General features: G+C 49.7%; 11 protein-coding genes. 10 read left to right on the plus strand and 1 reads right to left on the minus strand.

Going from position 1 to position 12,251, the window contains the following annotated elements:
• Window positions 1-96: 96 nt before the first annotated feature.
• The 7 genes from F0A17_RS01050 to F0A17_RS01080 all read left to right on the plus strand — a co-directional run bounded on the left by F0A17_RS01050 (window position 97) and on the right by F0A17_RS01080 (window position 9,924).
• Window positions 97-756 carry a ComF family protein gene (locus tag F0A17_RS01050; protein WP_187774582.1) on the plus strand — a complete coding sequence of 220 codons (660 nt, stop codon included), beginning with the start codon at window positions 97-99 and terminating at the stop codon, window positions 754-756.
• A gap of 165 nt (window positions 757-921) precedes the next feature.
• Window positions 922-1,260 carry a hypothetical protein gene (locus F0A17_RS01055; protein ID WP_149326490.1) on the plus strand — a complete coding sequence of 113 codons (339 nt, stop codon included), beginning with the start codon at window positions 922-924 and terminating at the stop codon, window positions 1,258-1,260.
• Window positions 1,261-1,275: 15 nt separating this feature from the next.
• Window positions 1,276-4,587 (plus strand): tetratricopeptide repeat protein, encoded by a 3,312-nt coding sequence (locus tag F0A17_RS01060; protein WP_149326491.1) that lies wholly within the window; start codon window positions 1,276-1,278, stop codon window positions 4,585-4,587.
• 64 nt (window positions 4,588-4,651) lie between these two features.
• Window positions 4,652-5,998, plus strand: a complete 1,347-nt coding sequence (locus F0A17_RS01065; protein WP_149326492.1) for a phospholipase D family protein — start codon at window positions 4,652-4,654, stop codon at window positions 5,996-5,998.
• 43 nt (window positions 5,999-6,041) lie between these two features.
• The gene (locus F0A17_RS20635; protein WP_223111483.1) at window positions 6,042-7,763 is read left to right on the plus strand and encodes an LA2681 family HEPN domain-containing protein; all 1,722 of its coding nucleotides are present in this window, start codon (window positions 6,042-6,044) and stop codon (window positions 7,761-7,763) included.
• A 340-nt stretch (window positions 7,764-8,103) separates the two neighbouring features.
• On the plus strand, window positions 8,104-8,880 hold the full coding sequence (locus tag F0A17_RS01075; RefSeq protein WP_149326493.1) for a ComF family protein: 777 nt from the start codon (window positions 8,104-8,106) through the stop codon (window positions 8,878-8,880).
• Between the two features lie 54 nt (window positions 8,881-8,934).
• Window positions 8,935-9,924 (plus strand): serine/threonine protein kinase, encoded by a 990-nt coding sequence (locus F0A17_RS01080; protein ID WP_187774583.1) that lies wholly within the window; start codon window positions 8,935-8,937, stop codon window positions 9,922-9,924.
• 31 nt (window positions 9,925-9,955) lie between these two features.
• On the opposite strand, the gene F0A17_RS01085 is transcribed toward F0A17_RS01080, so the two are convergent.
• Window positions 9,956-10,519, minus strand: a complete 564-nt coding sequence (locus tag F0A17_RS01085; RefSeq protein WP_149326494.1) for a hypothetical protein — start codon at window positions 10,517-10,519, stop codon at window positions 9,956-9,958.
• A 268-nt stretch (window positions 10,520-10,787) separates the two neighbouring features.
• Here F0A17_RS01085 and folE point away from each other — a divergent pair, with 268 nt between their 5' ends.
• The 3 genes from folE to F0A17_RS01100 all read left to right on the plus strand — a co-directional run bounded on the left by folE (window position 10,788) and on the right by F0A17_RS01100 (window position 12,237).
• Complete coding sequence (gene folE, locus F0A17_RS01090) at window positions 10,788-11,345, plus strand: GTP cyclohydrolase I FolE (protein ID WP_149326495.1); 558 nt, start codon at window positions 10,788-10,790, stop codon at window positions 11,343-11,345.
• 63 nt (window positions 11,346-11,408) lie between these two features.
• Complete coding sequence (folX, locus tag F0A17_RS01095; RefSeq protein WP_149326496.1) at window positions 11,409-11,819, plus strand: dihydroneopterin triphosphate 2'-epimerase; 411 nt, start codon at window positions 11,409-11,411, stop codon at window positions 11,817-11,819.
• A gap of 97 nt (window positions 11,820-11,916) precedes the next feature.
• Entirely contained in the window at window positions 11,917-12,237 is a 321-nt protein-coding gene (locus tag F0A17_RS01100) for a hypothetical protein (RefSeq protein WP_149326497.1), read from the plus strand.
• The last annotated feature ends 14 nt before the right edge of the window (window positions 12,238-12,251 follow it).

A 12,251-nucleotide genomic window follows, 5' to 3' on the forward strand; every position in this document is an offset into this window, starting at 1 on the left:
AAACGCTCCGACTGTCAACTCTTGTCGTATAGAAGGGTTCACGGTGCATCGCGTTGGAACGCTGACCACACAGGACGGATCGCAGGGAGGCAGAGCATGAAGACTCATCGCCGGCGAGGGCCCCTGGTACAGCGAGGCATGGCATGGCTGGCGCCCCTGTGTCGCGGTATCGACGCAACGCTTCGTCAAGCGATGCCGGGGCGCTGCGGTTTCTGCCTGGCGACGGCCGAACGGGATCGCCCCTGGTGCCAGGCCTGCTTCGAGTCGCTGCCTTGGAACCAGCCGGCCTGCCCAGGCTGTGCCGAGCCGCAGCCATCGGGATCGCTGGCGGAGCGGCACTGCGGCCGGTGCCTGCAACGACCCCCAGCCTTCGTGCGCGCCCGCGTGGCGCTGCGCTACGAGGGCGATGTGGCGCGATTGATGAAGCGATTCAAGTTTCACGCCTCCCCCCGCGCCGGCACGAGGCTACTGGAACTGCTCGAACTCAGCCTGTCACGGGAGGTTCCGGCATGGCCGGAGGCGCTCGTACCGGTGCCTTTGCATCCCAGGCGTGCCTGGGAGCGCGGCTTCGATCAGGCCGACTGGCTGGCCAGGCGCCTGGCATCGCGTCACGGCCTGGCGCTGGCGCGTGCGCAGCGGCGCCAGCATACCCGCTCGCAGCGCGGTCTTGATCGTGCCGAGCGTTACCACAACCTGCGCGGGGGCTCGTGGTCAAGGGAACACTGCCGTCCCGCGTGGCGCTGCTCGACGATGTGATGTCCGCTACCTAAGGTGCAACTTTACATCTCTTGCTTGTGTTCTATTAAACCCTTTAAAAACAAAATCTTATCCGCCTGGCATGGTGGAAGAACATATTGCGGTTACAAAAAAATAACACTAGTATGGGAAAAGTCTAAGTCAAAAACACTAAGGGGGACTGTTATGTTTATAGATAGTGTTGTGGCAGGAGTGGTAGCAAACATAGTTTGCGAAACTACTAAGAAAGGTTTTTCGCTTACAAAAGACTATTTGGTGAGAGAGCTTGCTAAAGCTATCAAGGCAGATCAAGCGAAGCTGGAGCATGTGGCAGATGAGATAGTTAAAATAGACCAAAGGGAGGATTTGGAAGAGCTAAATGAAAAAGGAGTAATAAAAAGAATGTCTAAATACCCTGAGCTTGTCGAGCTGTTGAATACTATTAAACAAGAAAATGTTCAAAATATAACAAATCAGTATCACTTTGGGAATGGTGATAATGTTGGTGGCGACAAATATTGCTAGCAAAGGAATGCTCTCATGTTAAGAATTTTCCGTAACCTGTTCCAGTTCAGCTTTAGAGGGGGTGATAATGTTGCGGGCAATAAGTATGAGCTCCAAGACCTCATGCCGGATGACCTGAAAGAATTATCTATTGAAGTTTTTTCCGATATTGGTAAAGGTGATGTTAAAAGTGCAAAAACGAGAATTCACACAATAGAAAGCACCGGTAGGCTTGGAAAAGATTCCCAGCCTTTTTTAGATGCTTTAAATCTTATCTCTGGCTTAACGGATAAGTCTGAAGCAGAGTCGATACAACCAAGAATATCAAGGGTATACACAGAGTCCAGAAGCCCTAAAGTAAAAGATATGTTTCTTGCAGCCTTGATTCGGCTGAGGCTGGTTCTAAAAAATGAAGAGGGTGCTATTGATGCTTTTAAAAATGCAGAAAACCCAGGATTCTTGTCACGGTGTCAATACCTAGAGTTTTTGGCAAGTAAGGAAGAGCTCGAAACCGAGAGCAACAGCTCTCATTATACGGATGTAGAGATGCTTTCTGTCGTCAGAGGGCTTCTTAGGATTGAGGACTCAGCAACAGCATTAAAAGTTTCTCGTAAGGCTAAAAATACATATCAAACTCATGATTTTGAAGTTGTATATTTGCAGGCTTTATACAAGAAGTTGATAGCTGAGATAGAGGGTCGTGCTTTTTGGTTTGTAGAGAAAAGCAAAAAAGATCAAATATTGCAGATTAGTCATGCACTGCAAAAGTTGATTGAAGATACCGAAGGGCAAGACAAAAGGCTTTTTAACATGGCCATACCTCTCCTTTCTTATTCTGCCTCAGCGAGTCAGATTCTCAACGATATATGCTGGAAATATATTGATAAATGGAAGGATGAATTTAAGGAAGCCGCTGCCTTATTGCATGCTACCGAAAATAAAAATTATGATGGTTTAGAAGGCGATATAAAGAGGAATTTCTTGCTTTTGGAAAGCGAGTCGGCTAGAAAAGAGCTGAAAGCAAAGGTTCTAGCTGAAGAGAAATTGGATATTGTAGATGCATTGCTAGCAATTGATGTTTTAGATTCAAGTGTGATCGATGAAATTGTTGCAAATAAAGTTTCAGTTATTTCCGACGACGAGACAGTAGTTCGGTTTGTTATTTTGTTGATGCATTCTGCTACATCTCTAGATTATAAGATGAAGAATAAGCATGTAATGCCAGAGCTTGTTCAAAATTTTCATGATATAGGTGGTGATTTCAATAAAATTAACCCTTGGCTTATCGCCAAGCTGGTTAGTAACCTGAACCGTCATGAGCTTTATAGTGAAACATGCGGAATATTAGGTGATTTACTTCCTCTTGAAAGCCCATGGCTGTCTCCTGTAATGAAGGAGTATCTTGTTGCACTCTATAACAGCAGTCAGTATCGAAGCTTTCATAAATTGCTAACAAAACTACATAATGATGCACAAGATTCAAGTTTTTATTGGTCGTTGAAATCTCATTATCAAGCAAATAAAGGTGAGCTTGACAAAGCCCTAAATTCAATTGATAAAGCTATTGCACTGAACAAAGCATCCTCTCAACTACTCCTGCAAAAAGCTAGAATATTGATAAGGCTTGATAAAGGGGTTGGTGAGTTTTTAGATGCGATAGATGTTTCTATAATTAGCATTGATGATGATGACTCGCTCCAGCTTCTAGCGATGATGCATCATTTTGTGAATTTTTCTAAAGTTGAACAAGTGGTCGTTGACCTTTTCTTACGCGAACCAGTTAAAGCTGCAAAAGTGGTAAGTGGTCTATACCTTGGATATAGCATTGCACATCGGACCTCAAATGATTTTGATCCGAAGCCTGAGAATGTAGGAGATGCCATTGTTGGAGTAGTATACAGGAAAGGAAATAAATCAATTCAGGCTATTATCGTCAATGACGAAAGCTACCCTGTTAATCAGTATGTGTTGAGCTCTAGCTCCAATTTGGCAAAAATACTAATGGCTCTTAAGCCGGGGGGTGTTGATAAGACGTGGGTTGAGGACATAACACTTTTGGAAAAAACCCCACCTTATGTTGCTGCTTTCCGCATATCTTGTGAAATAAGGCAGGAAATGAACGATGGAAGTGATGCATTTTTCATGCTTCAAGTTCCAAAGGGTGGTGATGAGCTTGTTGCTTTCATGGAGGAAAGCCTTAAGAGGCTCACACCAAGAAGAAATGAAGAAATATTCAGTGACGTTAATATACCTTTGCTGATGAAAGGTAATGCAATAAATTCACAAGATCCATGCAAGGCGGCACTTGAATTATTTACAGATCCTGCTATCCCCAAATTGGTTATTCCAGTTGAAACACCGAGTCAAGAATCTCTTGAATATATAGCTGATGCCTACACTGTTATTTATGCCTGTTTGGCTGGGTTGTCAAAGGGATTGTGTGAAAGCAAAATAAAAATCACTGAAGAAACCAAATCTTTGCTGAAGGAATCGGTTGAAAATATAGTTTCTTCAGACTACATGACTGTTGGCCTAAACGAGCAAGGACGGCTGTATAGGACATTAGGTGAGGATATCGAAAGAGAGTATGAATATTTTGTTTCTGGGCTAAGAAAATTTTTATCTCAAGTTGAGGTTATAGAAGGGGCAAAAATTCTAGAGTCTGACTTTCCTCATGACTTGAATGTTTTAAAAGATGGCATAGATAGGACTGTGCTTCAGACCATTATGGCATGCCATTCTTATAATTTAACTTGGCTGACAATTGATAATGCTATTGGTAGCCTAGTTGAGAGATATGGTATCGACGTTTATCCCATGCACATCTTAGCTACCAAAATCTTATCTAATGAAAAATTAGATACACGGTTGCATGGTTTAAAATTGCATGCTTTTTCTGGCCTCCCCTTTCCGGTTTATAACGAAGACATTGTAGATCTCCTTGTTAGGTTTGACTATGTTAGCCTGTCAATTCTTAAGAAAATATTCGAAAGACATGAGGCTTCTGTTCTGAATAATAAAGGGCTGCGATCTGCTCTTGACTCGATTCCGCTATATATTATTTACAAGCTGGGGAGAGAGGAAGATGTAAGAGTATATGAAATTGCTATTTCTCTCTTAAACACTGTTTTCCGTCTCCAGATATCAAAAAAGGATGGAACTTCTGCCGAGTATAAAATGGCTATGTCAATTAAGGAGTCGGCATTTAAAGCACGTAGGGCTGACATCAATGTAACTCGGCTAAATCCTTTTTATGAAAATTTTGTTTTTGGCCACTTTCTTGATCGTCAGGCAATTATTGAATATTTGCATGATAAGCAGGCTGCTCCTTATGAGCATAGCTCTTAATCTGAAGGCTTGAATAAAAAAAGAGGTGGTGAGTCCTGTATAGCTGAAAAGGAGAAGGTAGCCTATGAAATTTTTTGGAAACAAAATTAACGGTCATTACCTTCGGGACGTTCTTCCCTCGTCTGATGACGAGATAGAGTTTGTCAAGGCAGCCATTGCCTATGGAAGCGATGCATCCACTCTTCTCCAAAACTGTCTTGATAACAAGCTTCGGCTCGATATCTGGATGCGATATGACCACACTGTTCCAGTGGCACCCGTTCTGCTAAGGAAATTGCTGGCAAACGTAGGGAATAATATCTTCTGCAACCTAGTGCCAGACATACTTCATTCCAAGGTGATCTGGTGGAAAGGCTATGGAGCATATATCGGCTCAGCCAACCTCACGGATAGGGCTTGGTTTACGAACATCGAGTTCGGTGTGTTCCTCAGTGAAGACGAGCTTTCTGCTGATGATGCATTGTCAGAGCTAGAATTATTCTTTGAAAACTTGGCTTCGTTTGAAGAAATCTTTGAGTTGACGGAAGAGGTTGTAGTAGAGCAAGAAGCTCTACACAAGCTCAGGCAAGCCCAGCTGAAAGTAATTGATGAGGCTAGCCTTAAGAAGAGGAAGCATCAGGTATGGGAAGGACCAACCACTCACACGACCCCAGAGAAAGCCTATGATGCTCACAGAGCCCGTTTTATAAGGGAGTGGGGTAATGGCCTATCTTACCTGCGGAACATTGCTAGCAAGGCTCCTGACTACCGCCCTGCATGGCTCAATGAAGACGTTCCCCGAGCATGGCAGGCTGATCAGTTCCTACATGCCTACTACTACAATGAAGTGAAGGATGGGGCAAAGCATCCATACAATGACTTCTACAACAAAAATAAAGCCGATCCAGCCAAAGCCTTGCAAGATGGTCTCATTTGGTGGTCACGACTGCCAGAGCCACCTTCAGATGAAGACTACAACTGCCACCATAGAGCCCCGGTAATCCATGAGTTGCTGTCAAAAGAGAACATAGGCAACTTGACCGTCGAGGATTTTGCCGAGATCTGCAAAGCCAACCACTCCACGGCGGACCATGTTAAACGTATGCGGTTAGAAGTTTTGGACATTGATGATGCCTATACGGCCCTGGATGGCCGTGTTGAAGCCTTCGCAGAGTGGTTGTGGACAAAGAAAAATCAATCAGGACAGACGATAAAGAACCTACTGATATACGTCATGGACTCAGGCAAGCCAGAAGATATCGTAGAAAGGCTTTTCGAGGCTGCGTATAGCTCGAAGCGAAAATTCCCTCATTTTGGTATCAACCAGATATCCGAGATGACTGGCTGGGCTAGGCCGGAGCTTTGTCCGCCTCGCAATGGTAGGACGAGTAAAGGACTGAGAGCTCTTGGGTATGATGTGAAAATTCATTGATTTTGTTAATTAAAATCTTTCTATTTTTTTAAAAGGTGACTCTATGGAGAGGGCAGAACAGGTTCTGATGGATAGTGATAGCCTTGCTCTCTTTACAGCTAGGGCAGATGAGCTGATTGATAGCAAAGATCATCAGGCGATAAAAACAATCTGTGATGTGGCTGAAGAAACTGATTTCGTGTTTCAGTCACCTTATGATGAGTCTCGCTATTATTATTCAGTAGGCAACCTTTATGAAGAGCTGTATAAATATTCTCGGACAGACTGGTTTTCCGATGATCTCAGTATGGCTGTTCTCTATTTTCGCAAGGCACTTCATGCTATTGGTGAATCTCCTTGGGATAGAGAAGAAAGCCATCTTAAATCATGCATAGAAACGAATCTTGCTAACAACCTGTCTTCACAAGGTAGAGCACTATGTGCTATTCCATTTTATGACTCAGCCATAAAGCAAGGAAACCCAATAGCTTTTGTTTCAAAAGCAAACAACGAAATTTTCATAGCTGGCTCCCTCTACGATCAAGACCATGCTATATATCATTTAAGATGTGCTTACAATAATTTCCTTGAGCCAGAAAAGCGGAAGCATTTAATGCATCCGTCTCAAAGAAAGAGTGTTGCTGAAGGTGGTCGTCTCAAAGATTTCAGCAAGTGGTATCAAGAAAAAAGTGGAGATTTTTATTTCAACGACGAGTTCAAGCTAGGCGGTATAGATAGAAAGGAAAGAGAATACTTGGACTGGGTAGATGCAGAAAAGCTATTTTTAAATGATTTGAATGATATTCTATCTGGTGATTTGGTTAAGCAAGATGTTTTGTCCTTGCCGAGCTTTGTGTCTTATATAAATCAAACCCTTTCGCTGAGCGAGGGCCTAGCATATCACGGTAATTTTGATGAGCTTAAAAATGATTTTTGTTATGCTAGGTATTTATTGTTTGTTGGTCTGAGCATCCCTGAAGATGTTGATCATTTTTACAACAGCACATATAGACATATTGAGGATTTTTCATACACTATCAACAACCTGAAAACCTCGCACTATAAAAACTCTTTTAGGATTTTTTACTCGCTGCTAGATAAAATAGCTTATTTTATTTATAGGTTTTTTGATCTTGGCCCTATTGATAATGATGGTAGAGTTAGCTTTATAAATATTTTTGTGAATACGAGTGGCAAGACTTCAAAGCCTAATAAGGCTCTAGAAAATAGTAAAAACCCTTTCATTCATGCACTGTTTTTTATTCTTAAAGATATCCGTGAGTTAAAGTCATACACAAACATCAGTAAATGGGTTGATCCTGATGTGGCTAGTTATGATGAGATCAGAAATGCAATGGAGCATAGGTCTCTTAAAATTGTAGATGATTTCGGTAAAGAGTCTGTGAGTCGAGATTATAGGCTTCATGAGAATGAAGTTGAAAAGGTAAAAGAAGAGATAAGGTTGTTGCGGTGTGATATCGAAGGAATCTTTCCTAAGATTAGAGAAGCTAAGCAGTCTGGCGAGGTAAATAAAAGAAAAGAAGCTGAGACGGAAAAGAGTTCTTTGGAGTCTCAGGTGGATGTGCTCCAGAAAAAATTACATGAGAAAGAAAAGCTTTCTTCGCACTCTGTATTGGTTTCAATAACTGAGTTCGAAAGGAGGCTCAAAGGCTTGGCTAAGCTCTGTAGGAATTCGCTAATGTACCTTTCTCTTGCTATTGAGTTTGAGGAAAGCCAGAAGGAGAGTGATGGCTTAGTGATACCAAGGGAGGTTCCTTTAAAATAATGTTTCTCCTTACCTGCCACAACGAGTTACGTAAATTCTAAAAACCTGTTGGTTGATGTCATGGGCTCAGTAAGTCGGAAAATAATATTGTCATTAGCATGTTTGAGGCAGTCTATAGCGAGAAATGAAAGCTCCCCCATTTCGGTATCAACCAGATATCCGAGATGACTGGCTGGGCTAGGCCGGAGCTTTGCCCGCCTCGTAATGGTAGGACGAGTAAAGGGCTGAGAGCTCTTGGGTATGATGTGAAGATCCATTAAGGCTTTACGGTGATGATATTGGCTTGACATATACTCTCGTGGTGTAGTGGATTCCAGCCTTATCTTGGCAGGGAGCGTTGATGCTGGTGAAGTCCGGTGATAATGATATTCAAGGGACCCCGGAAGGACAGGTCAGCTGGCTGCGCTCGCTCTGGCATGGCCTCGACGCCACGCTACGCCAGGCGCTGCCAGGGCGTTGTAGTTTCTGCCTGGCACCGGGCGAGCGGGATCGTCCCTGGTGCGAGGCCTGCTTCGAGTCGCTGCCGTGGAACCTGCCGGCTTGTCCCAACTGCGCCGAACCGCAGCCACCGGGGTCGCTGGCGGGCAAGCGCTGCGGCCACTGTCTGACCCGGCCGCCGCTGTTCATTCGTTCGCGAGTGCCGCTGCGCTACGAGGACGAAGTGGCCAGGTTGATGCAGCGCTTCAAGTTTCATGCCTCGCCGCGTGCCGGCAACGTACTGCTCGAGCTGTTCGAACTCGGCCTGTCGCCTGAGGCGCTGGCCTGGCCCGAGGCGCTGATACCGGTGCCGCTCCATCCCCGGCGGGCCCGGGAGCGCGGCTTCGATCAGGCCGACTGGCTGGCCAGGCGCCTGGCATCGCGTCACGGCCTGGCGCTGACGCGTGCGCAGCGGCGCCAGCATACCCGCTCACAGCGCGGTCTCGATCGCGCTGAGCGTTACCGCAACCTGCGTGGGGGCTTCGTGGTCAAGGGAACGCTTCCGTCCCGCGTGGCGCTGCTCGACGATGTTATGACCACTGGGGCTACGCTGGATGCCCTGGCACAAGCCTGCCTGGCCGCCGGAGCCCGAGAGGTCGAGGCCTGGGCAGTGGCGCGTACGCCGCTGGCGGGCGGGTGATCCCCTCATCCGCGTTTGGCTGTTACCATGACAAACCCATAGTCGATTTAGAGCATGCAGAGCGTGACACATCCCTTCGCCACCCTTTCCCCTGCCCGCGTCGTGGCGGCCATCGAGTCGCTCGGCTTCTGGTTGCCCGGGGAGCCGTTCGCGCTGAACAGCTACGAGAACCGCGTCTACCTGCTGTATGACGATGAAGGACAGCGCTGGGTGGCCAAGTTCTATCGACCCGAGCGCTGGAGTGACGAGCAGATTCAGGAGGAGCACGACTTCCTCGCTGAGCTGAGCGGGGAAGGCGTGGCCGTGGCGGCGCCCTGGCGCGACGAGGCCGGGCGTAGCCTGCATCACGTGGAGGGGTTTCGGCTGGCGCTGTTTCCCCACTTGCCGGGGCAGGCGCCGGAGTTGGAGAACCCCGCCCACCTGTTCGCCCTGGGCGAGCTGATTGGAGCCGTGCACGCGGTAGGGGAGCGCGGCGAGTTCCGGCATCGCGTCAGGCTCGACCTGGATGGCATGGTGCGCGAGGCGCAGGCACGCGTGTTGGCTACGCCCTGGCTGGAACGGCGCCAGCGCCAGGCGTATGAACGCATCTCGGATGCGCTGCACGATGAACTCGCGGCATACGCCTGGTCACTCAGGCAGACGATCCGGACCCAGGGAGATTGCCATATCGGCAACCTGCTGGGGCGTGACGACAACTTCGCCCTGGTGGATTTCGACGACAGCCTGATGGCGCCTGCCGTGCAGGATGTGTGGATGTTCCTCACCGCCGAGCATGAAGCCGAATGGCAGATGCAGCTATCGGAAGTGTTGGAGGGCTACGAGCAGCATCGTGAGTTCGATCGTCGCGAACTGACGCTCATCGAACCGTTGCGGACGCTGCGGCTCATGCGGCATAGCGCATGGTTGGTAGCACGCTGGCAGGATCCGGCGTTTCCACTGGCCTTTCCCTGGGTGGCGGACAGCGGTTACTGGGAGGGGCACATTCGACAGCTGGAACAGCAGCGGCAGGCACTCGAACGAGCACCGCGCTGGTTGGCAGAGTGACGCTCCCGCCGGGACGGGAGCGTCGTCGTGCTCATTCGTCGTCGGGGTCCGGGCGCTGGGCGGGGATAGGATTGGCGACACCGGATCCGTCGGCCTGGCGACGCTGTTCGTTGAGGCGTTCGGAGGGGTTGTCCTGTTCCTCGATGGTCACCTCGTCGGCCAGCCTGAGCAGGAAGGCGTGATCGGGCGGTAGCGAGCAGCGACCGGAGTCACAGGCGGCAATGCCGTAGCTATCATCCAATTCGTAGGCGGCAGCGGATATCTCGCCGCTGTAGACGCGGCTGTCGTCGCCGCTGGTTTCGATGCAAGTGAGGGCCTTGGCCGTAATGCGCAGGCGAGCACCTTCCTGCCGGGCATCGGCGATGACGACGCAATACTCCGGGAGCGTATGGCTGGACTCGGCGACGCCACTGACAGGGCGGAGCAGGATATCGTCACGCCGATCGCTGCCGTCCTCAATAATCAGCTCGTCAACCGTTTGCACGGCAATGCGAGCGTCCGTGGGCAGTGACAGGGTGGCGGCGGCGGCACTCAAGGGAAGGAGAAGAAGGGCCAATCCGGTGGCGGTCGATCGGGCGTCCGGGATTTGGATCATATCGGGCTCTCGGTAAATGGTATCTGCGCGTGAGCAGTATCGATAGCGCGAGTCTACCATAGGCACTTCGCACCGGCAGCGGAACAAATGTCGCAGGGAAGCTCGATGCAGGCCACCTTCGGCCTGCGCGTGAATGTCGGTTACGATAGAATGATGCCTTGGGAAAAACATTTTTGTACAAAAAAATTATTTTGTATAGCATTTATGTGATCACGGTGATGGCCAGGCCATCACGAACGACCGACAACCCTCGGCACGGGGCCTGACCATGACCGAAGAACTTGCCCATCATTACCGTCAGATCATTCTTGAGCTGGGTGAGAATCCCGATCGAGAGGGCTTGCGTGATACGCCCAGGCGGGCCGCGAAGGCCATGCAGTTCCTGACGCGCGGTTATGCTCAGACACTGGAGGAGATCGTCAACGGCGCCGTTTTCGAGTCCGAGACGGATGAGATGGTGCTAGTCAAGGACATCGAACTCTATTCGATGTGTGAACATCACCTGTTGCCCTTCATCGGCAAATGCCACATCGCCTATCTGCCGAGTGGTAGAGTGTTGGGGCTTTCCAAGTTCGCCCGCATCGTCGAGATGTTCGCGCGGCGCATGCAGATTCAGGAGAACCTGACCCGGCAGATCGCCGAGGCCGTGCAGCAGGTGACGCAGGCGCGTGGTGTCGCCGTGGTGGTCGAGGCGCGACACCTGTGCATGATGATGCGCGGCGTGGAGAAACAGAACTCGAGCATGACGTCCTCGGTGATGCTGGGCGCTTTCCGTAACAACCTGACCACACGGCAGGAGTTCCTGACGCTGGTCAGCGGTCGCTGAGCATGCGCTCGCGGTCTCCTAAGGCTGCCATGAGCGGCCGACTCTCCACTGGAGCTTGACGACATGACGCTGCACGCCCTCGACGACCAGCATCTCGATCACGGCATGGCGACGATTCGTATCAAGAACCTGCGGCTGCGCACCTTCATCGGTATCAAGGAGGAGGAGGTGATCAATCGTCAGGATGTAGTGATCAATGCCGTGATCCGCTACCGCGCCGACAGGGCGGTCGAATTCAATCGAATCGAGCAGGCACTCAACTATCGGACCATCACCAAGGCGGTGATTGGCCTGGTGGAGGGGGGGCGATTCCAGTTGCTCGAACGCATGACGCGCGAAGTGCTGGATCTGATCATGTCCCACGAGCCGGTGCTTACCGCACAGGTCGAGATCGACAAGCCGCATGCACTCCGTTTTGCCGATTCGGTTTCCGTTACCCTCTCGGCAAGTCGCGAACTGCGACGCGAGCGTTGAGCGAATGCCACCTGCGGCAACCGCTCCGGGAACGTTTGGCCATGGCCCGGCTTTACGCTTAGCATGGAGATTCTAAAGCCGATAGAGAGACGCAGCGTTGGCAAGCGAAACTCCTTCCCCCGCCCCATCCCGACGGCGCTACTCGCCCTGGGCGATGGCGGCCATCGTCACGGCGCTCGTCGCTCTGCTGTTCGAGGGCAGCCTGTTACCAGTGAACTTCGCGGCTGCCATCTTCGCCCTCATTGGGCTGCGCCAGATACATCGCCAGCCCGAACGCTACATGGGCCGCCTCTTCTGCTGGATCGCCATCGCGCTGGTGCTGATACTTGCCATACTGACGGCCATGTTGCAGCCAACGCTACCGGAGGAGGATGCGCCCCGAGAGGCACCCGGGCAGCACGCTACCGAAACGCCGTGACAGGGACAGGTTTC

It is taken from the genome of Billgrantia pellis (assembly GCF_008297955.1).
Classification (GTDB): Bacteria; Pseudomonadota; Gammaproteobacteria; order Pseudomonadales; family Halomonadaceae; genus Halomonas; species Halomonas pellis.